General features: G+C 64.6%; 17 protein-coding genes and 1 pseudogene. 12 read left to right on the top strand and 6 right to left on the bottom strand.

Going from position 1 to position 24156, the window contains the following annotated elements; genetic code table 11:
* Positions 1 to 62: 62 nt before the first annotated feature.
* Positions 63 to 2930: a valine--tRNA ligase gene (locus tag BTHE68_RS08610; RefSeq protein ID WP_162065972.1), complete on the bottom strand. Its 2868-nt coding sequence runs from the start codon at positions 2928 to 2930 to the stop codon at positions 63 to 65.
* A 219-nt stretch (positions 2931 to 3149) separates the two neighbouring features.
* Here BTHE68_RS08610 and BTHE68_RS08605 point away from each other — a divergent pair, with 219 nt between their 5' ends.
* The 5 genes and pseudogenes from BTHE68_RS08605 to BTHE68_RS08585 all read left to right on the top strand — a co-directional run.
* Positions 3150 to 5519: a UvrD-helicase domain-containing protein gene (locus BTHE68_RS08605; protein WP_162065971.1), complete on the top strand. Its 2370-nt coding sequence runs from the start codon at positions 3150 to 3152 to the stop codon at positions 5517 to 5519.
* Complete coding sequence (locus BTHE68_RS08600; protein WP_162065970.1) at positions 5516 to 6268, top strand: 5'-methylthioadenosine/adenosylhomocysteine nucleosidase; 753 nt, start codon at positions 5516 to 5518, stop codon at positions 6266 to 6268. Before BTHE68_RS08605 ends, BTHE68_RS08600 begins: the two co-directional genes overlap by 4 nt.
* A 144-nt stretch (positions 6269 to 6412) precedes the next feature.
* On the top strand, positions 6413 to 6688 hold the full coding sequence (locus BTHE68_RS08595) for a hypothetical protein (RefSeq protein ID WP_162065969.1): 276 nt from the start codon (positions 6413 to 6415) through the stop codon (positions 6686 to 6688).
* Positions 6689 to 6717: 29 nt separating this feature from the next.
* Positions 6718 to 7158, top strand: coding sequence for a hypothetical protein (locus BTHE68_RS08590; protein ID WP_232077869.1), 441 nt, complete (start codon positions 6718 to 6720; stop codon positions 7156 to 7158).
* Positions 7092 to 9146 (top strand): annotated as a pseudogene (locus tag BTHE68_RS08585) (propionate--CoA ligase); the annotation flags it as partial. The gene BTHE68_RS08590 and the pseudogene BTHE68_RS08585, both read left to right, overlap by 67 nt.
* 79 nt (positions 9147 to 9225) lie before the next feature.
* Here BTHE68_RS08585 and BTHE68_RS08580 read toward each other — a convergent pair.
* A complete protein-coding gene (locus BTHE68_RS08580; RefSeq protein ID WP_162065966.1) occupies positions 9226 to 10482 on the bottom strand; it encodes an MFS transporter in 1257 nt (418 codons plus the stop codon).
* A gap of 339 nt (positions 10483 to 10821) precedes the next feature.
* Here BTHE68_RS08580 and BTHE68_RS08575 point away from each other — a divergent pair, with 339 nt between their 5' ends.
* A complete protein-coding gene (locus BTHE68_RS08575; protein WP_162065965.1) occupies positions 10822 to 12489 on the top strand; it encodes a methyl-accepting chemotaxis protein in 1668 nt (555 codons plus the stop codon).
* A gap of 157 nt (positions 12490 to 12646) precedes the next feature.
* Positions 12647 to 13090: a hypothetical protein gene (locus BTHE68_RS08570; RefSeq protein WP_162065964.1), complete on the top strand. Its 444-nt coding sequence runs from the start codon at positions 12647 to 12649 to the stop codon at positions 13088 to 13090.
* A gap of 28 nt (positions 13091 to 13118) precedes the next feature.
* On the opposite strand, the gene BTHE68_RS08565 is transcribed toward BTHE68_RS08570, so the two are convergent.
* Positions 13119 to 14591 (bottom strand): HDOD domain-containing protein, encoded by a 1473-nt coding sequence (locus BTHE68_RS08565; protein ID WP_162065963.1) that lies wholly within the window; start codon positions 14589 to 14591, stop codon positions 13119 to 13121.
* 158 nt (positions 14592 to 14749) lie between these two features.
* The gene (locus tag BTHE68_RS08560; RefSeq protein ID WP_162065962.1) at positions 14750 to 16633 is read right to left on the bottom strand and encodes a putative bifunctional diguanylate cyclase/phosphodiesterase; all 1884 of its coding nucleotides are present in this window, start codon (positions 16631 to 16633) and stop codon (positions 14750 to 14752) included.
* Positions 16634 to 17082: 449 nt separating this feature from the next.
* Between BTHE68_RS08560 and BTHE68_RS08555 the strand changes: the two genes are divergently transcribed.
* The 3 genes from BTHE68_RS08555 to BTHE68_RS08545 are packed head-to-tail and all read left to right on the top strand — an operon-like array spanning position 17083 to position 19486.
* Positions 17083 to 18384 (top strand): EAL and HDOD domain-containing protein, encoded by a 1302-nt coding sequence (locus BTHE68_RS08555; RefSeq protein ID WP_162065961.1) that lies wholly within the window; start codon positions 17083 to 17085, stop codon positions 18382 to 18384.
* Positions 18385 to 18409: 25 nt separating this feature from the next.
* A complete protein-coding gene (locus tag BTHE68_RS08550) occupies positions 18410 to 18973 on the top strand; it encodes a peroxiredoxin (RefSeq protein WP_162065960.1) in 564 nt (187 codons plus the stop codon).
* Between the two features lie 30 nt (positions 18974 to 19003).
* Positions 19004 to 19486 carry a hypothetical protein gene (locus BTHE68_RS08545; protein WP_162065959.1) on the top strand — a complete coding sequence of 161 codons (483 nt, stop codon included), beginning with the start codon at positions 19004 to 19006 and terminating at the stop codon, positions 19484 to 19486.
* Between the two features lie 628 nt (positions 19487 to 20114).
* Here the strand turns inward: BTHE68_RS08545 and cydB are convergent.
* Together cydB and BTHE68_RS08535 are read right to left on the bottom strand one after the other, a co-directional pair.
* Complete coding sequence (cydB, locus tag BTHE68_RS08540) at positions 20115 to 21119, bottom strand: cytochrome d ubiquinol oxidase subunit II (protein WP_162065958.1); 1005 nt, start codon at positions 21117 to 21119, stop codon at positions 20115 to 20117.
* A 20-nt stretch (positions 21120 to 21139) separates the two neighbouring features.
* Complete coding sequence (locus BTHE68_RS08535) at positions 21140 to 22597, bottom strand: cytochrome ubiquinol oxidase subunit I (protein WP_162065957.1); 1458 nt, start codon at positions 22595 to 22597, stop codon at positions 21140 to 21142.
* Positions 22598 to 22851: 254 nt separating this feature from the next.
* Here BTHE68_RS08535 and sugE point away from each other — a divergent pair, with 254 nt between their 5' ends.
* On the top strand, positions 22852 to 23172 hold the full coding sequence (gene sugE / locus BTHE68_RS08530) for a quaternary ammonium compound efflux SMR transporter SugE (RefSeq protein ID WP_162065956.1): 321 nt from the start codon (positions 22852 to 22854) through the stop codon (positions 23170 to 23172).
* Positions 23173 to 23443: 271 nt separating this feature from the next.
* A complete protein-coding gene (locus BTHE68_RS08525; RefSeq protein ID WP_162065955.1) occupies positions 23444 to 24073 on the top strand; it encodes a DUF4126 domain-containing protein in 630 nt (209 codons plus the stop codon).
* Positions 24074 to 24156: the final 83 nt, after the last annotated feature.

Here is a 24156-nt window from a genome sequence, read left to right as displayed (position 1 = left end):
TCCTCTTAAATCATTTAGAACGTCGAGACAAACGGAGCGGATCGATGAATCGAACCTCCAATTCAAGCCGGCAGACGCAATAATTGGGCCTGCAGCTTCTCGATAGTGGTTCCGTATTCTGCCAGCCTTTTGCGCTCCTGTTCAACGACAGCGGGGGGCGCTTTTGAAACAAAGCTTTCATTGCCGAGCTTCGCGTTACATTTTGTGACCTCGGCAGTGAGGCGGTCCACTTCCTTCGTCAGACGCTCGCGTTCCGCGGCGACATCGATCTCGACCTTCAGCACGAGCTTGTTCGTGCCGATGATCGCGACCGGCGCACCATGCGCTTCCTTGTCGAGGGCGGCTTCGTCGTCGATGATCTTGACTTCGGAGAGACGCGCGAGCGCGGCGACATACGGTGCGAACGCGGTGAGGCGCGCCGCGTCGCCGTGCGCGAGCAACGGTACCTTCACCGCGGGCGACAGATTCATTTCGCCACGCAGATTACGACACGCATCGATGACGGATTTCAGTTCGGCGGCCCACTGTTCGGCGGATTCGTCGATTTTTTTCGGCTCGGGACGCGGGTAGGGCTGCGTCATGATCGACACATCGCCTTCCTTCGCGCCCGCCGGGAATGCGTCGGTCAGCGGCGCGACCTTCTGCCACAACGCTTCCGTGATGAACGGAATGATCGGATGCGCGAGGCGCAGCACCGTTTCCAGCACGCGCAACAACGTGCGGCGCGTCGCCGTCTGCTGCTCGGGCGTGCCGGTCTGGATCTGCACCTTCGCGAGTTCGAGATACCAGTCGCAGTACTCGTCCCACACGAACTTGTAAATCGCGCTCGCGACGTTGTCGAAACGATAATCCGCGAAGCCTTTCTCGACTTCTGCTTCCGTGCGCTGCAGGAGCGAGACGATCCAGCGGTCGGCCTGCGAGTAGTCCGTATAGCCGCCGGGGCCGCAATCGCCCGGCTTGCACGCGCCCGGATTCGCGAAGCCGCAATCGTGGCCTTCGCAGTTCATCAGCACGAAACGCGTGGCGTTCCACAGCTTGTTGCAGAAGTTGCGATAGCCCTCGCAGCGCGCGAGGTCGAAGTTCACGTTGCGGCCGAGCGTAGCCATCGATGCCATCGTGAAACGCAGCGCGTCCGTGCCGAACGACGGAATGCCTTCGGGGAATTCCTTGCGCGTCTTCTTCTCGATCTGGGCGGCGGCCTTCGGGTTCATCAGACCCGTGGTGCGCTTCGCGACGAGCGATTCGAGGTCGATGCCATCGACGATATCGATCGGGTCGAGCGTGTTGCCCTTGCTCTTCGACATCTTCTGGCCTTCGGCGTCGCGCACGAGACCATGCACGTAGACGGTGTCGAAAGGCACCTTGCCGGTGAAATGCGTGGTCATCATCACCATTCTGGCGACCCAGAAGAAGATGATGTCAAAACCCGTCACGAGCACGGACGAGGGCAGGAATGCCTGCAATTCCTTCGTCTCGTTCGGCCAGCCGAGCGACGAGAACGGCACGAGCGCGGACGAGAACCACGTGTCGAGGACGTCTTCGTCGCGGCGCAGCGCGCCTGTGTAGCCTTGCGCGTTCGCATCGGCGCGGGCTTCGTCTTCCGTCTTCGCGACGAAGATCTCGCCATTCTCGCCGTACCACGCCGGAATCTGATGGCCCCACCACAACTGACGCGAGATGCACCAGTCCTGGATATTTTCCAGCCACTGATAGTACGTGGTGGTCCAGTTCTCCGGCACGAATTTGATCTGGCCGCTTCGCACGACATCGAGCGAGGTCTCCGTGATCGACTTGCCCGGATTGAACGTGCCTTCCGGCGCTGCCTTGCTCATCGCGACGAACCACTGGTCCGTGAGCATCGGCTCGATGACCACGTTCGTGCGGTCGCCGCGCGGCACCATCAGCTTGTGCGGCTTGACGGATTCGAGCAGGCCGAGCGCTTCGAGATCCTTCACCACTTGCTTGCGCGCATCGAAGCGGTCCATGCCGCGATACTTTTCGGGCGCGTTGTCGTTGATCTTCGCGTCGAGCGTGAGGATCTCGATCTGCGGCAGCTTGTGGCGCTGGCCGACGGCGTAGTCGTTGAAATCGTGCGCGGGCGTGACCTTCACGACGCCGGTGCCGAACTCGCGGTCCACATAGTCATCCGCGATGACCGGAATCTCGCGATCGCACAGCGGCAGCACCACCGTCTTGCCGATCAGATGCTGATAGCGCTCGTCCTCCGGATGCACCATCACGGCGACGTCGCCGAGCATGGTTTCGGGGCGCGTCGTCGCGACCGTCAGATGGCCCGAGCCGTCCGGCAGCGGATAGCGGATGTGCCACAGGCTGCCGTTCTCTTCCTCGCTCACCACTTCGAGATCCGACACGGCCGTGCCGAGCACCGGGTCCCAGTTCACGAGCCGCTTGCCGCGATAGATGAGCCCTTGCTTGTAGAGCGTGACGAACACGTCGCGCACGGCGGCCGACATCTTGTCGTCCATCGTGAAGTATTCGCGCGACCAGTCGATCGACGCGCCCAGACGCCGCACCTGATTCGTGATGGTCGAGCCGGACTGCTGCTTCCACGCCCACACGCGCTTCAGGAATTCCTCGCGGCCGAGATCGTGGCGCGAGATGCCTTGCGCATCGAGCTGACGCTCGACGACGATCTGCGTCGCGATGCCCGCGTGGTCCGTGCCCGGCACCCACAGCGTGTTTTCACCGAGCATGCGGTGATAGCGCGTGAGGCCGTCCATGATGGTCTGGTTGAACGCGTGCCCCATGTGCAGCGTGCCGGTGACGTTCGGCGGCGGCAACTGGATGGAGAAATTCTTCGCGCCGTCCTGGAACGTGGGGGCGGACAGCCCGCGTTTTTCCCATTCCGGGCCCCATTGGGACTCGATGTTTTGAGGCTCGAAGCTCTTGGCAAGCGTGTTGTCGCTCATTGTGGAATCTGCCGAAAAAAGCGTGAAAAAATGCGGGGGAATCCCCAATTATAAGGTTCGAGGCGGGCCGCCGGACTAATTCGGCGCGCGCCTGGCCGTTCGGCCAGCGTCCCGACGGCGCTCAATGGCGCCCGACGCCGCCATCGGCGCGGTCTTATAATGATCGGCCCGCCGCCAGAGTTTTCTCTGGCCCGCTTTTCTGCCGTCGCACTTTCCCTCATGCCCGACCTGCTCGCGAATCTGAATCCCGAACAACTCGCCGCCGTGACGCTGCCGAACGAGCCCGCGCTCATTCTCGCGGGCGCCGGCAGCGGCAAGACGCGCGTGCTCATCACGCGTATCGCGTGGCTGATCCAGCAGGGCTACGCGTCGCCGCCGACCGTGCTGGCCGTCACCTTCACGAACAAGGCCGCGCGCGAGATGATGGCGCGTCTCTCCGCGCTCCTGCCGATCGACACGCGCGGCATGTGGATCGGCACTTTTCACGGCCTGTGCAACCGCATGCTGCGCGCGCATTACCGCGACGCCGGACTGCCGCAGACCTTCCAGATCCTCGATACGTCCGACCAGCTTTCGGCCATCAAGCGTCTGATGAAGGGCCTGAATGTCGACGACGAAAAGTATCCCGCCAAGAACCTGCAGTACTTCATCAACAACGCGAAGGAACAGGGCCTGCGTCCGAAGGACGTCGACGCCACCGATGCGTTCAACCGCAAGTTCGTCGAACTGTACGACGCATACGACCAGCAGTGCCAGCGCGAAGGCGTCGTCGATTTTCCGGAATTGCTGCTGCGCTGTCATGAACTGCTCGCGCACAATCCGCCGCTGCGGGCGCACTATCAGGCGCGCTTTCGCAACATTCTCGTCGACGAGTTTCAGGACACCAACAAGCTGCAATACGCGTGGCTCAAGCTGCTCGCGGGCGAGCACAACGCGATCTTCGCGGTCGGCGACGACGACCAGTCGATCTACGCGTTTCGCGGCGCGAACGTCGGCAACATGCACGATTTCGAGCGCGAATTCCGCGTGCGCAATCTCATCAAGCTGGAGCAGAACTACCGCTCGCACGGCCATATTCTCGACACGGCGAACTATCTGATCGCGAACAACTCGCGGCGGCTCGGCAAGAATCTGCGCACCGACGCGGGCCACGGCGAGCCGGTGCGCGTCTACGAGGCCGCGACGGATTCGCAGGAAGCGGGCTGGATCGTCGAGGAAATCAAGGCGCTCATCAATACGGGTCTGTCGCGCGGCGAAGTCGCGGTGCTTTATCGCAGCAACGCGCAGTCGCGGACCATCGAACATACGCTCGTGAACGCGGGCATTCCGTATCGCGTGTATGGCGGCCTGCGCTTCTTCGAGCGGCAGGAAGTGAAGCACGCGCTCGCGTATCTGCGCCTGATCGACAACCCGAACGACGACACCGCGTTCGCACGCGTCGTCAATTTCCCGACGCGCGGCATCGGTGCGCGGTCCATCGAGCAAGTGGCCGACGCCGCGCGTCTCTATAACTGTTCGATGGCGGCGGCCGTGCCGTACGTCACCGGCAAGGCGGGCTCGAGCCTCGGCGCGTTCGCGACGCTCATCGCGAAGATGCGCGCCGAAACGCAGCAGATGAGCCTGCCGGAGACGGTCGAATATGTGGTGCGCGCGAGCGGTCTCGCCGCGTTCTACGAAACCGAGCGCGAAGGCCAGGATCGTCTGGAGAACTTGCAGGAGCTCGTGAACGCGGCTGCGGCGTTCGTCAGCGAGGAAGGCTACGGCCTCGATACGCCCGCGCGCTCGATCCCGCTGCGTCCGGGCGCGACCGCCGCGCCGGAAATCGCGGCGGTGAGCGAGGACGGCGAGATCGAAGTGCTCGACGCGCCCGGCATCGCCGACCCCGCGCAGAATCCCGACACCATGACGCCGCTCGCCGGGTTCCTGTCGCATGCATCGCTCGAAGCCGGCGACAACCAGGCGCAGGCCGGACAGGACGCCGTGCAACTGATGACCGTGCACGCGGCGAAGGGTCTCGAATTCACCGCCGTGTTCATCACCGGGCTGGAAGAGGGCCTGTTTCCGCACGAGAACAGCGCGCAGGAAACCGACGGGCTGGAGGAAGAGCGGCGGCTCGCCTATGTGGCGATCACGCGCGCGAAGGAGCGGCTCTATCTGTCGTTCGCGCAAAGCCGCATGCTGCACGGACAGACGCGCTACAACATCCGCTCGCGCTTCTTCGACGAATTGCCCGAAGGCTCGCTCAAGTGGCTCACGCCGAAGGTCGAGGCGGGCGCGCGCTGGGGCGGACGCGCGGACAACGCCGGCTGGGGCCGCGACTGGTTCGCGCGGCCCGGACAGGAGCGCGGCGGTTCCTCGTCCTACGGCGGCGTTCAGGCGAGCGCGACGCTGCCCGCATTCGCGAACGAGCAGCGCGCGGCGGAGTCCGGCTTCAAGGTCGGCCAGGCCGTGTTCCACACGAAGTTCGGCGAAGGCACCGTGACCGCGCTCGAAGGCTCCGGCGGCGATGCGCGCGCGCAAGTGCGCTTCAAGCGCCACGGCGAGAAGTGGCTCGCGCTGGCGGTCGCGAAGCTGCAGGCCGTCGAATGACGCGGCTCGGCATCATGGCGGCGCTGCCGCAGGAACTGGGCGATCTCATCGCGCAGATGCGGGCGGCGGGCGAGGTTCGCACGGTTACGCTCGGGCGGCGCGAATACTACCTCGGCGACGCGTACGGCCGGCCGGCGGTCGTCACGCTGGCGCGCATCGGCAAGGTGGCGGCGGCCGCGACCGCCAGCGCGCTCATCCACGTGTTCGATGCCGATGCGATCGTCTTCACCGGCGTCGCGGGCGGCGTGCGCGCGGATGTGCAAGTCGGCGATGTCGTCATCGCCGATACCTTGATGCAGCACGATCTCGATGCGTCGCCGCTGTTTCCGCGCTACGAGGTGCCGCTGCTCGACCGCGCGCGTTTCGACGCCGACCGCGCGCTGTCCGACGCGCTCGCCGCCGCCGCCGATGCGTTCATCGCGCAGGAAGGCGGCGCATTGTCGGAGCGTTTCGCCGTGGCCGCGCCGCGCGTGCATCGCGGGATGATCGTGAGCGGCGATCGCTTCATCGCGAGCCACGAAGCGCTCATCGCGTTGCGCGCCGCGCTGCCGGACGCGCTCGCAGTCGAAATGGAAGGCGCGGCCATCGCGCAGGTCTGCTACGAACACGACGTGCCATGCGCGGTCGTTCGCACCATCTCCGATACGGCCGACGCCGCCGCGCCCGCGTCCTTCGCCGAATTCCTCACGTCCATCGCCGCGACTTACTCGTCGGGCATTTTGTCGCGCTTTCTGCGCGCCGCTGCCTGATTCATCCCTGAATCCCGCGCGGGCAGGGCTTTCCCGCAGTGCTGACCCGTGTCGAAAATCCCGCTTGTAGGTGAGAATGATTCTCAATACAATGACTCGCACGACGTTAAGCACGATTTGGGGCACAACGGGAGGCCCGACGACATGACCAACGATTTCACCGCCATCGGTACGGCGAGCGCGGAGCGCCCGGCGAGCGGGAAAACCGCGCGGGGTGAGCGTTGCGCTATATCGGCGAACGCCGCGAAGGTGATCGAAACGACACGCCACGCCTGGAGCGAGGCGACCGCGCAGGCGCCGAAGGAGGCGACACGCCGTCCGCCGCGCGCATCGCAACCGAAAAAACGCGTCGTGCCGCGGCGTTCCCGCTGGCCGTCGCTCGTCGCCGCGCTGAACTACTGGAGCCCGAAACCGCTGTGAATGCCGCCGATTCCTCTTCGAAAGCCGTGATGTCTTCCTCGCTCGCGCTCGGCGAGCGCCTCTTCGACGTGAGCCGCTTTCCGCTCGTGCGCCTGCGTCCGCGCGCCGTGAAGCCCGGCTACGCGTTCGCGTGGAGCGCGCAGATGCGCCGCCTCGTGTCGCTTGCGACGCCGTTCGTGCTGGTGGCCGAACACGACGCAAACGAAACCGCCGACGACGCGCGTCTGCGCGCCGCGTGGCTGCGCACTCATCGCGCGATGCTCGCCGCGTATTGCCGTGGGCTTATCGTGATCGAGCCGCGCATCGAGGCGCGTGCGACGACGCGCGAAACACTTCGTGCGCTGACCGAGGGCAGCGGCGTACGCACGGTCGTCGTGTCGAGCATGCGGGTGGCGGGCGAACTCGCGCCGGTGCTGCTGAAACACACTGGGTCGGATACGCGGCCCGCCGCGCGCACGCAAGCTGTCTGAGTAGGACCGATCAGGGCGCGCCCTGTCTAGCAGGGGTTTCATGGCTGCTCTATCCTGTGGAGCCAAGCCACGCTGCTTTGCAGAGGACGACGCGCATGCCGACTTACCGAGAAGCGTACCGCCGGTCGATCGAAGAGCCTGAAGCGTTCTGGGCCGAGCAGGCCCGCCGCATCCACTGGCAGACGCCGTTCGATCAGGTGCTCGACCGCAGCAGGCCGCCGTTCGCGCGCTGGTTCGTCGGCGGCAGGACCAATCTGTGCCATAACGCGGTGGACCGGCATCTCGCTTCGCGCGCGCAACAGGACGCGCTCGTTTATATATCGACGGAAACGGGCATCGAGCGCCGCTACACCTACGCCGAGTTGCATGCGGAAGTGAACCGCATGGCTGCCGTCATGCGTTCGCTGCATGTGAAGAAGGGCGACCGCGTCCTCATCTATCTGCCGATGATCCCCGAGGCGCTCTTCGCGATGCTCGCGTGCGCGCGCATCGGCGCGATTCATTCGGTCGTGTTCGGCGGCTTCGCGGCGCCGAATCTCGCGGCGCGCATCGATGACGCCGCGCCCGCGCTCATCGTCACCGCCGATGCGGGCGCGCGCGCGGGCAAGGTGATCGACTACACGCCGCTCGTCGACGAAGCGCTGTCGCGCGCCGAATACAAGGTGCCGCAAGTGCTGCTGATCGACCGGCAACTCGCGCCCGAACGTTTGCAGGCGAATTATCTCGTCGCGTACGAGCCACTGCGCGAGCAGTTTTTCGATGCTCACGTGCCCTGCGAATGGCTCGAATCGAACGAGCCTTCCTACATTCTCTATACCTCCGGCACGACAGGCAGGCCGAAGGGCGTGCAGCGCGACGTCGGTGGTTATGCGGTGGCGCTGGCTGCATCGATGGAGCACATCTTTCAGGGCGCGCCGGGCGACACGATGTTCACCGCGTCGGATGTCGGCTGGGTCGTGGGGCACAGCTACATCATCTATGCGCCGCTGATCGCGGGCCTGACGACCGTGATGTACGAAGGCACGCCGATTCGTCCGGATGGCGGTATCTGGTGGCGGCTCGTCGAGCAATACAAAATCAATCTGATGTTCACCGCGCCGACGGCGATCCGTGTGCTCAAGAAGCAGGACCCGGCACTGATGGAGAAATACGATCTGTCGAGCCTGCGCACGCTGTTTCTCGCGGGCGAACCGCTCGACGAGCCGACCGCGCAGTGGATTCAGAGCGCGTTGAGAAAGCCCGTCATCGACAATTACTGGCAGACGGAAACCGGCTGGCCGATGATCGCGATTCCGCGCGGCATCGAGGAGTTGCCGTCGAAACTCGGCTCGCCGGGCGTGCCGTCGATGGGCTTCGATCTCAGACTGCGCAACGAGGCGACCGGCGACGAATGCACGCCGGGCGAGAAGGGCGTCGTCACGCTTGAGTATCCGTTGCCGCCGGGCTGCATGCAGACGGTTTGGGGCGATGACAGCCGCTTCGCCGATACGTACTGGAAGAGCGTGCCGAATCGCACGGTCTATTCGACATTCGACTGGGGCGTGCAGGATGAGGACGGCTATGTGTCGATTCTCGGTCGCACCGACGACGTGATCAATGTGGCGGGGCATCGGCTCGGGACGCGCGAGATCGAGGAAGCGTTGTCGGCGCATCCGGCGGTGGCGGAGGTGGCGGTCGTCGGTATCGCGGATTCGGTGAAGGGACAGGCCGCGGTGGCGTTCGTGGTGCTAAGGGATGCGGACCGCATCAACGCGCCGGGCGCGCGCGAGGGGATGGTGGCGGAGTTGTGTCACGCGGTGGATTCGCAGCTCGGCGCGATCGCACGGCCGGCCAGCGTGCACTTCGTGACGATGTTGCCGAAGACGCGTTCGGGGAAACTGCTGCGACGGGCGATTGCGGCGCTGGCGGAAGGACGCGATCCAGGGGAACTGCCGACGATCGAGGATCCGAGTGCGTTGATGCAGGTGAGGGAGGCATTGGGAAGCTGAGTGCCTGAAACGCGACGGGCGCGCGGTCCGTTGAAGGTCCGACGCGCCCGCCGCGATGAATCACCATCTCTTGCTGCAATCAGCCCTTCACCTCGGCCTCATGCGTCTTCGGCAACAAAACCGCCAGCACGCCCAGCAACGGCAGGAACGCACAAACCTTGTACACATAATCGATGCTGGTCGCATCGGCAACATGCCCGAGCACCGCTGCCCCGACGCCGCCCATCCCGAACGCGAAGCCGAAGAACAGTCCCGCGACCATCCCGACCTTGCCGGGAATCAGCTCCTGCGCATAAACCAGAATCGCCGAGAACGCCGAAGCCAGCACGAGCCCGATGATCACAGACAACACGCCCGTCCAGAACAGATTCACGTAAGGCATCAGCAGCGTGAACGGCGCGACGCCGAGAATCGACACCCAGATCACCGCCTTGCGCCCGACCTTGTCGCCGACCGGCCCGCCGATGATCGTGCCCGCCGCCACCGCCGCGAGAAACACGAACAGATGAATCTGCGCGGCCTGCACCGACAACCCGAACTTGCTGATCAGATAAAACGTGAAGTAACTCGTGATGCTCGCGAGATAGAAGTATTTCGAGAACACGAGCAGCACCAGCACGCTCATCGCCATCATGACCTTGTTGCGCGGGAGCGTCGCGTGCGCGACCTGCGCGCGGCCCTTCTTCGTCGCCGGATGACGCTTGTACCAGCGGCCGATGTTCGCCAGCACGAACATCGCCACGAGCGCCGCCGCCGAGAACCACGCGATGCTCTTCTGCCCGTGCGGAATCACGATCAGCGCGGCGAGCAGCGGCCCGAGCGACGAGCCCGCGTTGCCGCCCACCTGAAACAGCGATTGCGCGAGACCGTGCTTGCCGCCCGACGCCATGCGCGCGACCCGCGACGACTCCGGATGAAACACCGACGACCCGCAGCCGACCAGCGCCGCAGCAATCAGCAGCGTGCCGAAATTGCCCGCGATCGACATCAGCAGGAGACCCGACAGCGTGAAGCCCATGCCGACCGGAAGCGAATAAGGCTTCGGATGCTTGTCCGTGTACAACCCGACCAGCGGCTGCAATAGCGACGCGGTGATCTGATACGTCAGCGTGATCAGGCCGATCTGCCCGAACGAGAGCGCGAACTCGCTCTTGAACATCGGATAGATCGCGAGAATCAGCGACTGGATCATGTCGTTCAAAAGGTGCGAAAAGCTGATCGCGCCCAGAACGGAATAAACGGTGCGTTGCGTGCCCGTGCTCGCGGAAGCTGCGGCGGAAGCGCCGGCAGACGCGCCGGAAGGCGACAATGCGCCCTTGTCGATGCTCGTTTGCATAGTGATGTGCTGTTGAACGCGGAATTTGTCTCGGATTTGTGCTTTTTCAATCCGGCGATTTATGCGTGGACTGAATTTCTGACAAGTTTAGGCTGTCCGCGTTGCGTTGTCATGCCAAGGATCGTCGCGAATCGGACAGGATGCACAACCAATGGGCCATGATTTCGTCTGACACAACGATTTTTGGCCGGTTATAAAAAACGCGGTGAGCGAACGTCTGTTCGCTTCCCATTAAAAAGGCTCAAGAAAGCCTCAAATCCTGCCGTACTCCCGGTGGGAACCAGACCAGGGGCGCGCCGCACGACGGCAAAGTCCACAGATCAAATCGGGGATCGATCGATGAAACTGTTTTCGCTACGCGGCGCCAAGGACGCGGGTTTTGTGGCGCATGCCGAAGCCGCGTCGACTGAAGAACACGCGCGCGGGGGCGTAGCCAAGAAGCGCGCGCTGTCCGTGAAGGCATCGCTGAGACTGGCGTTCGGGCTCGTGCTCGCGGGGACGCTCGTCATCGGCGCAATTTCGCTCACGCAGATCAGCCGCCTGAACGGCGCGACCGAATCCATCTACACGCAGGGCTACGTCGCGAGCCGCGCGGCGGAGGAAACGCGCGGCTATCTGCTGCGCGCGAGCCGATCGCAAAAAATGCTGCTCACTGCGACGACCGCGAAAGAGCGCGACGATCTCGGCGCGCAGGTCGAGCAGGCGGTCGCGGATATCGGCCGCGAGCAGGCGCAGCTCGCGCAGTACATCGATCACGCGGACCAGGACGCGCTCGCGCAGCAGAAGCGCTTCTCGACCGCGCTGGCAACATGGAGCGGCAACCTGCGCACCTTCGTGAAGCTCGTGAAGGAACAGCCGCTCGATCTCTCGCAGATGAACTGGCAAGTCGGCACGCAGGACGTGTCGCTGCTCGTCGAAACCGGCAAACTCGAAAAGATGGTCGACGATCTCGTCGCGCGTCGCGGCGCGGCCGCGAAGGCCACCATCGATTCCGCCGCGTTCATTTTCCAGTCGTCGTTCGTGATGGTGTCGGCGCTGACGCTTGCGTTGTTCGCGCTCGCGATCGTCGTTTCCGAGTGGGTCGTGCGGCGTCTCGCCGGACAGCTCGGCGGCGAGCCCGGCTATGCGAAGGACATCGCGCGCCGCATCGCGTCGGGCGATCTCGCGAACCGCATCAGCCTCAAGCGCCGCGACGACGCCAGCATGCTGCACGCGCTCGCCGAAATGCAGGCGGGCCTGTCGTCGACCGTCGGCGATATCGCGGCGAGCGCGGAGGCGATCGCATCGGCATCGAGCGAGATTTCGACAGGCAATGTCGACCTGTCGCGCCGCACCGAAGAGCAGGCGGTCGCGCTCGAAAAAACCGCGGCCAGCATGGAGCAGCTCACGTCCACCGTGCGCCAGAACGCCGACAACGCGCAGCAGGCGAGCACGCTCGCCGCCAATGCGTCGGAGATCGCGGAGAAGGGCGGCGCGGTCGTCGGCCGCGTCGTCGAGACGATGCAGCGCATCGATGCGAGCGCGAAAAGCATCGGCGACATCATCGGCGTGATCGAAGGCATCGCGTTCCAGACCAACATTCTGGCGCTCAACGCGGCGGTCGAGGCGGCGCGCGCGGGCGAGCAGGGACGCGGCTTCGCGGTCGTCGCGGGCGAGGTGCGCAGTCTCGCGCAGCGTTCGTCGGCGGCGGCGAAGGAAATCAAAGGCCTGATCGATACCTCGGTGTCGCGCGTGTCCGACGGCTCGACCTACGCGCAGGAAGCCGGCGCGACGATGGAGGAAGTCGTCAAGGCCGTGCGCCGCGTCACCGACATCATGGGCGAAATCTCGGCGGCATCGGCGGAGCAAAAGACCGGCATCGAGTCGATCGGCGACGCCGTCACGAAGATGGACGCGAACACGCAGCAGAACGCCGCGCTCGTCGAAGAGGCGGCGGCTGCCGCGCAATCGCTCGACGATCAGGCGCGCGCGCTGAAATCGCTGGTCGGGAAATTCCAGTTGGCCTGACGCGGGACATCGGGATAGAATCGCGGTCGGGCGCGGCAGGGCGCCCGGTCTCGCAAAAGTCTTACGCACCTGCCGCGCACTACATCATCTTTGGATCGAACCGCAACGTCGAACCTTTATAGCCGCAGCGAGAACGGCACGACAAAGGAACAACGTCATGTGGTCTACATCCTGTCCGATCTCTTCTTCCGTTTCCAATAGCGACTATTTGCGCGAACACGCGCGGCGCCTGCTTCGTCACGCCCGCGACGGCGACACGAGCGCGTCGATGCCCGTCCTGCGCCGTCTGCTTGCGGCGAAAATCACGCGCGCGGAACGTCTCGCCGACCTGCACGCGATCCGCGACGACCTGCAACTGAAGCATCTGCTTGCGATGCTCGCCGCCGAACTCGGCTACGCGAACTGGGACGCCTGCAAGTCCGATATCGATGCAAAGGCGAGCGCGATCATCGACCGTTACCGGCTCGACGCGGGCGCATTCAACGATTTCGAAAAGAACTGGTTTGCGAACGAGGCGGCAGCGCTCGACTGGCAGCGCGCTCACGGCGGTTATATCGTGCGATACGGCGAGCAGGCCGTGGCGATCTTGAAGCCGGAATAAGTGGGATTGCGCGCAAGAAGGAAGCCGGTCAGATCAGCTCGACTTCCTTCCAGTTCGCGCTAAGAAAAAAACGGCTCAGCTCCTTCGTGAGCTCGTTCAGCGCGCTCATCTCGGCCGCCGAGATCTTGCGCACGTGCTGCGGCGAGGTCCAGTCGCCGTAGATCAGCGCGACGGTCGAATCGTTCGATTTCACCGGCAGCAGCACGAACGCCTGCGCCTCGCCGAGCGTTTCCTTGTACCAGCGCGGCAAGCGTGCGTCGATGCGCGCGTCGTGCGCGTTCTCGATGAATATGCCGACCGGATTGGTGATCGCGAGATGAAACACGTCCGGGCGGAATTCGGCGGAGAAGCGCAGTTTCTCCAGCATCGGCTCGACGCCCGCGCCGAGGCCGAGACGCGCGTGAAACTCGTTGTTGGCCTGGCGCATGAAGATCACGGTGCGCGACAAGTGCAGACTGCCGAGAATCGATTCCGACGCGAGCGCAAGCGCCGGCGCGAGCGCATTCTTCGACGGCAACGCCCGCAGATCTTCCACGCTCGCGCCGATGCGCGCCTGCGCCGATACATTCGCGCGCGCCATGGCGTCGGCGTTCGCCTGGAGTTCGGAGATCTCGCGGATCACGCCCTCGCTCGATTCTTCGCTCGCGAGCGCGAGGCTCATCGACGCGAGCGTGTCCGCGTCGGTGTTGAGCGCGCCGCTGTAGCGATGGGCGATCTCGAACAGCATCGACTCGCGGCCGTCCGCTTCCATGTGCTGAGCGGTGAGCGCGTCGGCGACTTCGGTCGAATAGTTGGAGATGGCGCGCAGCCAGCGCACGTGCTTCGGCACGGTTTCGTCGACGGGCGCGTTCGGATCGGTCGCGCGCATGCCTTCGCGGATCGTCTCGGGCAGGCGCCAGCGATCCGCCGCCTCCAGGCCGATTTCATCGAAGGTGACGCCGAGCAGCGCCGCGCACGCGACGCTGTCCGGAATATTCTCCGACGCCGCCTTGCGACGCAGCTGATCCCATTCGTGCTCGAGATAGAACGCGACGAGCAGCTTGCCGATCTGCCGCATCAGCGTGCAGACGACCGCTTCCTCGGCGGAGCGCAGATCCTTGTGCTCGGTGAGCTGGCGCGCGACCGCGCCCGAGAGCAGGGTGCGGTTCAGTTCGAGTTTTGCATCGATGCGGCGCGGCGCGCTCTGATGGAAGTGATCGACCAGCTTCAGCCCGACCACGAGATGGCCGACCGCATCCATGCCGAGCACCATCAACGCGCGCGTGACGGTGGTGATGTTGCCGCCGAACGCGATGTACATCGCCGAATTGGCGAGACGCAGCACCTTGTGCGTGAGGCCGACATCCGACAGCACGACTTGCACGAGGGACGTGAAGTCGAGGTCGTCATCGCTCATCGCGGACACGGTCGTGCGCAGCGCCTGGGAGAGCATGGGGAAGTCCCCGCGCTCGCTCATGCGCGACCACAACTTGTCCAGTAGTTCGGCCTTGGTGCGTGCCATTGCTAAAAGTAGAAACCCTGCTCGTTACGCGACGGCTAACCCGAGGCGGTCCAGCAAATTCAATCCACCCCGCCAACGAAATGTACACGTTATTAGGGAGTTACGGCGCGTTCCTCGATCAGAACACGAACATAATACGAACACAAACCATCATCCGCTCATGTTGTCTCGTGCAGCACGAGCGAGTTCGACTGGAACGAGCGCGCCAGCTCGTCCGAAGGCAATGCGTGGCTGATGAGCCAGCCCTGAATGTGATCGCAGCCGAGATCGGCGAGCAAGTCGCGCTGTGCCTCGGTTTCGACGCCTTCAGCGACCAGCTCCAGCCCGAGCGACTGCGCGAGCCCGACGACCGCGCTCACGATCGCACGGTTGTTGCGGGACGTAATCAGGTTCTCGACAAAGCTGCGGTCGATCTTGAGCTTCGACAGCGGAAAACGTTGTAAATAAGCGAGGCTCGAATAGCCGGTGCCGAAATCGTCGACGGCGAAGCGGATGCCGATCGACGTCAGCGCTTCGAGCAGGCGCGTGGCTTCCTCCGGATCGTGCATCAGCAGGCTTTCGGTGATCTCGAACACGAGCCGCCGCGCGTCGATACCGGTCAGCGCGAGCGCTTCCTTGACCGCCGCGGTGAAGCGCTTGTCGCGGAACTGCTGCGGCGACACGTTGACCGAGATGTAATCGAGCCGGATGCCGATCGCGTCCCACTGCGTGATCTGCATGCACGCCGCCTTCAGCACCCAGTTGCCCAGATAGTTGATGAGGCCGATCGACTCCGCGAGCGGAATGAAGGTCGACGGCGGCACCAGACCGTGCACCGGATGGTTCCAGCGCATCAGCGCTTCCACGCCGACCACCGCGCCCGTGCGGATCTTCGTGATCGGCTGGAAGAAGAGCGAGAACTCGCCGTTGCGCACGGCCTCATAGAGATCCGCTTCGAGCTTCAGGCGCTCGGCGTCGGCGGGGTTGTCGTCGATGGTATGGAAGACGAGCGCGTTGCCGCCCGCTTCCTTCGCCTGCGCGAGCGCGTGATCGGCCATGCGCAGGAGACTGGTCTGCGCGCCGCTCTTCGCGCTCTTGCCGGACTGATCGGGATAGAGCGCGACACCCACGCTCGCGGACAGATGCGTATGCTGCCCGCGATGCCGGTACGGCTGGGCGATCGCGGTCAGGAGACGCCGCCCGAGACTCTCGGCGAGCTCCGGCGTGCTGCCGGCGGGCAGCAGCACCGCGAACTCGTCGCCGGCCACGCGCGCGACGCGCTCGCCGTGGCCAGCCGTGTGCTGGATGCGGCGCGCGGTTTCGCGCAGCAGTTCGTCGCCGGCGTCGTAGCCGAGCGCGCGGTTGATGCGCTGATAATCGTCGATGTCGAGCAGCACCAGCCCCGCGTGCGTGCGCGTGAGTTCGGCTTCGGCCTGCGCGGCGCCGATCGCGTCCTTGAGCGAGACGAGATTGTCGAGGCCGGTGAGCGCGTCGTGATTGAGCGTGTGCGTGAGCGATGCTTCGCGCTCGCGCCAGTGCATCACGTCGAAGGCGGCGAGCGCGAAGCCGGGTGTGCCGCGCGCGGCGGTCGACACGAGCCGCAGCTCGACGCAGATCGGATAGGTCAGCGACTTCACGACGGTCAGCGTCGCCGATTCGAGCTTGCCGCTCGCGCGCGCCCGGGCGACGAGCGCGTGCAGTTCGTCGGCTTCCTCCGACGCCACGAGATCGTGCAGCGTCAGCATGCTCAGATAATCACGGTGATAGCCGATGAACTCGATGCTCGCATCGGATACATACTGAAAGCGCAGCGCGTCGTCGAGCTGGGCGAGAAAGTCGACCGCGCCGAGCATGGCTTCGGGCACGCCGGCGCGAACGGGCGCTTGCGGCGCGGGCGCGTCGGGCGGAGTCGAGGGCGCGGAAGGCGCGTCGGCGGCGTCGGGACGCGCGTCGAGCGCGCGCTCTTGAGGCTCGCGTGCGGCGCGTCCCCATGCGCGCGCGAGCGCATCGAGCGCGATGCGCCACGGTGCGCGGCGGGAGACGTTGATCCGATTCGCTTGCATGGTCTCGTAGGGTTCTGACGGCGGCGCTCGCCGGGTCGGGCAAACGGCGGCGCGCGGAACTCGCTGCTTGCGGGCTCCGGCCGGGACGTGCCGAAACGGTCGCGGCACGCTCTATCAGGCGAGTTATCGGCGTATGGGGCGAATTCTTTAACCGGGCATCCGGGTTACAACGGATCCATCACAGGAATACCGTTGTCGAGGAATTGTCGATAGGAGATGCGTATGATGTCGGCTGGAGAATTCGGTTACAGTGGCGCGTTTTCAGCGGAACGGTCCACGCCTTTGCCGAACGATGCATTCGCCGCCCCTCGACCTTCCGATTCCGTCAGACTCGTTCGCCCCATGATCGAATCCATTACGTTGCCGGCCTGCGCCACAGCCAGGGCCCTAGAGCCGGCCTACATGCATCGCCAGGACGCGCCGCGGCGCGTCTCCGACCGGTTCCCGTCATGCCCGACTCGTCCATGAAGCGCGCGGCGCAGGCAAAGCGCGGACCGAGCGTCTACGTCGGGCGTCAGCCGATCCTCGACGGCGACGGCGCGCTCGTCGCCTACGAGCTGCTGTTTCGCGACAGCCCCGACAATCGCGCGCGCATCCACGACGACGTGCAGGCGACCGCGCATGTCGTCGCGCGCACGGTGGGAGAGATCGGCGTGCCGGCCGTGCTCGGGCCGCATCCGGGCTACGTGAACATGAGCCGCGAGCTCCTGTTCGACGATATCGTTCACATCATGCAGCCCGAGCGTTTCGTGCTGGAGCTGCTGGAGAACATCACCTTCGACGAAGCGCTTTTCAAACGCTGCGCGCAGCTGCGCAACGCGGGCTTTCGCTTCGCGCTCGACGACGTCGTGCGCCTCGACGATGCGCTGCTCGCAGCGCTCCCCTTGGTGGACATCGTCAAGATCGACTTTCTCGCGGCGGACCACGATCATCTGCCGGCGCTCGCGGCGGCGGTGAAGCGGCGCGGCAAGCTGCTCGTGGCCGAAAAAGTCGAAACCACCGCCGATTTCGCCAAGGCGAAGGAACTCGGCTTCGATCTTTTTCAGGGCTATTTCTTCGCGCGGCCGCAGGTGCTGTCGGCGCGGCGCGCGAGTCCGGCGCGCGGCTCGCTGTTGCGCCTGATGGCCGTGCTGGCCGGCGAACCGGGCATGCGCGAGCTGGAGGCGGAGTTGAAGCGCAATCCGGATATCGTCGTGCAGCTGATGCGCCTCGCCAATTCGAGCGCGCAGACGCGCGGTCGGCGCGTATCGTCGCTGCGCGAGGCGATCGCGGCGACCGGCACGCGCCAGTTGATGCGCTGGGCGCAACTGCTGCTCTACGCAGACGGCAGCGGCCTGCCGTGGCGTTCGGACCCGCTGCTGCAGCTCGTCGGCACGCGCGCGCGCTTTCTGGAGCTTGCAGCCGAAACGCTGCGTCCGGCCGACGAAGCCTTCTCCGATGCCGCGTTCATGACCGGCATCTTCTCGCTCGTGCATGTCGTGCTCGACATGCAGCCGGCGGAAATTCTCGATAAGCTGCATCTGACGGCGGAAATCCGCGCGGCGATCCTCACGGGCGACGGGCCGCTCGGCGCGCTGCTCGGCATCGCGCGGGCGGCGGAGCGGGGCGATGCACCGGCCATCGACGCGAGCCGTCACGCGCAGCCGTCGCTCGACGTGCTGACGCCCGCCGTGCTGGCGAAATTGCAGTTCGAAGCGGCGGCGTGGTTCGCCCAGCATCGCATGGATCAGGGCGCGGACGACGCGCAATGAACGGAGTCATCGAAAAGGAGCGGGCATGAAGAGCAGGATTTCGAGCTTTACGGCGGGTGGCGTGCTGGCGATCGCGGCGGCGATCCTTCCGCTCACGGCGGGCGCGACGCTCAAGCCCGGCGATGCCGCGCCCGAGTTCACCGCGCAGGCGTCGCTCGGTGGCAACGTGTACGACTACTCGCTCGCGGATGCGTTGAAGAAAGGCCCCGTGGTCCTGTACTTCTATCCGGCGGCGTTCACGAAGGGCTGCACGATCGAGGCGCACGAATTCGCCGAAGCGGTCGATCAGTACAAGGCCGAGGGCGCGACGGTCATCGGTGTGTCGCACGACAACATCGATACGCTGAAGAAGTTCTCCGTGAGCGAGTGCCGCAGCAAGTTCCCGGTCGCGGCGGATCAGGACTCGAAGATCATCCGTTCCTACGACGCCTCCATGCCGATGAAGAGCACGATGGCCAATCGCGTGTCCTACGTGATCGCGCCGGACGGCAAGGTCATCTACGAGTACACGAGCCTGTCGCCGGACCAGCATGTCGCGAACACGCTGCAGGCGCTGCGCGACTGGAACGCGAAGCACAAGGCGCAGTGATGCGCGTCTCTTCGATCGGGTGAGGCGGCCATGCCCATCGTCATCGCATTTGTCGTTCTGGCGTTGTTGATTTACGGCGCGGTGTGGTCGTTCAACGCGCTGCATGCGCATTTCGGCCTGGGCGTGGCGGTGGGCGCGGCGATCGTGGCGCTGCTCGCGATTGCCGCGGGCGTGATGCGCTGGCTCGCGAGCCGGCGCGAGATCGCACCGAACCTGCGGCGCGGCGAGAACGGAGACTGGACTCACGAGCTCAGGACCGACTGGGGCGGCGTGCGGGTCGCGGCGGGCAAGCGTCTGTGCGATGTGCGTGTCGGTGAGGAGCGCGGCAGCTATATTTTCGCGGACTTGCGCGGGGCGCGGATGCAGGAGCCGGCTGCGGCGGATGGCGCGTGGCAGGTCGTGCTCGACGTGCAGGACGCGAAGCACGGGGAATGGAAGCTGCCGATGCGTGATCGTGGGGAAGCCCACAAGTGGGCGCGAATTCTGTCGCTTGCTACTCAGCAGAAGCTCTGACTTCGCCGGATCCCGTTAGCGTGTTGGTCTATTGGCGTTGCCCCTGTGCGGGGCGGCAGTCACTTTCTTTGCTGCTGCAAAGAAAGTAACCAAAGAAAGCAGCTCGAGACGCCCGCGGTCACACGCAATTTGGGTATTCTTCTCCTCGCTCGTGGCGTCTGTAGCGAGTGCCCTCGTAGGCCTAACCGGGCTTGGACCGCGCACGGTCTGCCACATCGCACCACGTGCGTGGCTGGTTCAGCACGAAATGGCTCCGGCCCGCTGCGCGGCCGACGGGTCAATCGGGTCTGCGTGTGCTTCTGCGTTTCTACTTTCTCGTCGGTTTCCCTTGCATACCCCACGGCAGCGCGCAGCGCTGTGCCGAAGCTATTTCGTGCTGAACCAGCGCACTATAAGAACTAGCTAGTCAGACCGTGCGCGGTCCAAGCCCGATTAGGCCTGTGAGGGCACTCGCTACAGAGGCCACGAACAACGAGAAGAACACCCAAATTGCGTATGACCGCGGGCGTCTCAAGCTGTTTCTTTGGTTACTTTCTTTGCAGCAGCAAAGAAAGTGACTGCCGCCCCGCACAGGGGCAACGCCAATAGACCGACACGATCACGGGATCCGGCGAAAGCCCAATCGCTCTCACGCGTGATACCCAATATCCCCACGCACCTTGCCGCGAAACACCCAGTACGACCAGATCACGTAGATCACGAGCACGGGCAAGAGAAACATCGTCCCGATCAACAGAAACTGATGCGACAGCGGCGCGGCCGACGCATCCCACAACGTCACCGAGGGCGGCGCGATAAACGGCCACAGGCTGATCACGAGCCCCGTGAACGCAAGAAAGAACAGTCCGATCGAACACAGGAACGGCAACACTTCGCGGCCTTTCGCGAGGCTCGACCATAGCGTCCACGCGAGCAGCACGGTCAGAACGGGCACCGGCGCAAACAGAAAGCTCTGCGGAAAGCCGAACCAGCGCGCCGCGATGCGCGCATCCTTGAGCGGCGTCCACAGGCTGATGAGCAGAATGAACGCGATCACGCCAAGCAGCGCATAACGCGCCATGGTTCGGCTCCATTGCTGGAGTTCGCCTTCGGTCTTGAGCACGAGCCACGTCGTGCCTTGCAGCGCGTAGCCGAAGATCAGCCCCACGCCGACCAGCAGCGGAAACGGCGCGACCCAGTTCCAGCTCGTGCCCACATAAACGCGGCCTTCGATCGGAAAGCCCTGGATGAACATGCCGAGCACGATGCCCTGCGAGAACGTCGCGACGAGCGAGCCGCAGCCGAACGCGGCGTCCCACAGCCACTTGCGCGCGCCGATCACCTCGCGAAACTCGAACGCGACGCCGCGAAAGATCAGCCCGAGCAGCATGAAGAGAATCGGGAAGTAAACCGCCGGCACGATGATCGCGAACGCGAGCGGAAATACCGCGAACAGGCCGCCGCCGCCGAGGATGAGCCAGGTCTCGTTGAAGTCCCAGACCGGCGCGACGGAGTTGATCATCAGGTTGCGCGAGTCGGGGTCGCGGCGCAGCAGGAACATCATGCCGACGCCGAGATCGAAGCCGTCGAGCAGCACATACATGAACACCGCCAGCGCGAGAATGGCGGCCCACAGCGGCACGAGATCGAGCATCGCGTTCTCCGTCGTCGACGTTAAGGGCGTCCGCGCCCCGGGGGCACGATATCGTCCCCGTTCACCGATCGCGCCGCGCCGCCTGGCGCCGCCGATACCGCCGAGAGCGGGCGCGCCGCGCGGGATCTGGTGTCGAGTTCTTCCTTCTCGTGCGCGTGCGCGACTTCGGCCGGCCCGACGCGCACCAGCCGCCGCAGCAGAAAGAAACCCGCGCCGAAGATGACGAGATACGCGAGCACGTAGAGCAGCCACGACAGGCCGACATCGGTGGCGGTGAGCGAGGGCGTCACCGAATCCTTGGTGCGCAGGATGCCGTAGACGGTCCACGGCTGGCGGCCGGCTTCAGTGGTCGTCCAGCCGGCGATCACGGCGATGAAGCCGAGCGGCATCGCCCAGGTGGCCGCGCGCAGCCAGCGCGTGCTCGTCTCGATCCTGCCGCGCGCGAACTGCACGATGCCCCACAGCACGAGCGCGAACATCAGCAGCGCGATGCCGACCATGATGTGGAACGCAAAGAACACGACCGCCACCGGCGGCCGGTCCTCGCGCGGAAAGTCCTTCAGTCCGCGCACGAAGCCGTTCGGATCGTGCGTCAGATACAGGCTGCCGAGCACCGGAATCGAAATCTCGAAGTGGTTGCGCTCTTCATCCTGATCGGGAATGGAAAAGAGATTGGCCGGGATGCGCGTGCCGGATTCCCACAGGCCTTCCATCGCCGCGAGCTTGGCGGGCTGATGCTTGAGCGTGTTGAGGCCGTGCGCGTCGCCGATCACCATCTGCACCGGCACCATGATGATCAGAAAGATCAGCGACATCTTGACCATCACGCGGCTTTCCTCGAGCGCGCGCCGCTCGCGCAGATACATCGCGCCGATGCCGAGAATGACGAAGCCCGCCGTCACGAGAAACGCGCTCACTGTGTGTCCGAGCCGGTAGGGAAACGACGGCGTGAAGATCACGTCGAAGAAGCTCACCACTTCGAAACGGCCGTCGGGCAGCATGCGATGCCCCTGCGGCGTCTGCATCCAGCTATTGACGGCGAGAATCCAGAACGACGAAATCACCGTGCCCGCCGCGACGAAAATCGCGGACATCACGTGCGCCCACTGCGGCACGAGCTTGCGCCCGAACAGCAGCACGCCGAGAAACGCCGATTCGAGGAAGAACGCGGTCAGCACTTCGTAGCCCATCAACGGGCCGACGACGTTCGCGGTGGCATCGGAGAAGCGGCTCCAGTTGGTGCCGAACTGAAAGGGCATGACGATGCCCGACACCACGCCCATGCCGAACGACACCGCGAAAATTTTCAGCCAGAACGCGGACAGGCGGCGGTAGACGTCGCGTTTGGTGATCCACCAGTTGAACTCGAGCGTCGCGATGTAGCACGACAGGCCGACCGTGAAAGCCGGCAGCAGAATGTGGAACGCGACGACCCACGCGAACTGGAAACGGGAGAGCAGGACCGAATCGACATCCATGAACGCTCCTTGGTTCAGGCTTTTTGCAGCGGATATGTCGAAGGGATGCGCCGCGCGCGGACGCTGATCTTCCTTTTTCTTCTTTAATACACGGTTTTCAGGAACGCGGCCACGCGCCGCGTGACGAGACGCCGCACCCGCAGGACGTCGATGCACCAATTTGATACAATTTCGCCTCTAGTCATAGGCCATGCGGACGACCGCATGCGCCTCGTTTCATCGGGGACGGCCCCATTTTCACAGGGAGTCGCCCGATGTCCTGGATTCTTCTCTTCATCGCCGGTGTGCTGGAAGTCGCATGGGCCGCCGGTCTCAAATCCTCCGAAGGCTTCACACGGCTCGGTCCGTCGATCTTCACGCTGGTCACCGCGATCGGCAGTTTCGTGCTGCTCGCGATGGCCATGCGCCAGTTGCCGCTCGGCACGGCCTACGCCGTGTGGACGGGCATCGGCGCGGTCGGCGCGTTCGTGTTCGGCATCGTGTTCATGGGCGAGGCGCTGTCGGCGGCGCGGATTTTCAGCGCGTTGCTGATCGTCGCAGGTCTCGTCGGACTGAAGATCTCGTCGGGCCACTGAAAGCGTCCGTTGCGCCCGCGCCACCGTCGTGCACCCGGCACGCCGGAATCGGCATTCGCTGAAACCGTTGCTGCACCGCGCGTATTGGCGTGGATATAATGGTCTGAGGTCATCCGGTCTGTCGTCCGATTCCTATATTCAGCGGTTTTCGATGTATCTTCATGGATGTGGGCGGCTTTTCTCGGCATTTTCCGGAAAGACCGCTCTTTTCATCCGGTGAATCGTCCACAAGCGGCGAAATCCGGCGGCTGGCGCAATAAGGGAGGCGGCAATGCTTGAGTCACTTTCGCTCGCTGCGGGCCTGTCATGGGCTAGCGGGCTGCGCCTGTACCTCACTGTCTTCATCGCCGGCATGTTCCAGCGCATGGGCGTCGTCCATCTGCCGGATTCGCTCGCGGTGCTCGGCTCGCCGTGGGTGATCGGCGTCGCGGCCGTGCTCGCGGTCGTCGAGTTTCTTGCCGACAAGATTCCCGCCGTCGATTCCCTGTGGGACGCGGTCCACACCTTCATCCGTATTCCGGCGGGCGCCGTGCTCGCGGCCGGCTCGCTCGGCCACGCCGATCCCGCCATGCTCACCATCGCCGCGCTCGCGGGCGGCACGCTCGCCGGCGCATCGCACTTCGCGAAAGCGGGCACGCGCGCGCTCATCAATCTGTCGCCGGAACCGGTGTCGAACTGGGCGGCTTCGGCGACCGAAGATGTCGGCGCGCTCGCGGGCATCACGCTCGCGCTGTTCGTGCCGCTGCTGTTTCTCGTGCTCGTGCTGGTGTTTCTCGTGCTCGCGGGCTGGGCGCTGCCGCGGCTCGCGCGCGGCGTGCACGGCGGCGTGTCGCGCATGGCCAAGCACATGCTGCCGAGCACTTACGCGCGCATGAACCGATTGCGGAGCAAGCACGATTGAGCACTGCATTCAGGAACGATCAGGCTGCACGCAAGGCAGGGCATTCGCACCCGACCATCAAACTCGGATTCACGCAGACGGTG

Source organism: Burkholderia sp. THE68, assembly GCF_009938265.1.
Classification (GTDB): Bacteria; Pseudomonadota; Gammaproteobacteria; order Burkholderiales; family Burkholderiaceae; genus Caballeronia.
The sequence above is the reverse complement of the archived record's forward strand: the minus strand, read 5'-3'. Positions and strand labels throughout refer to the sequence as shown.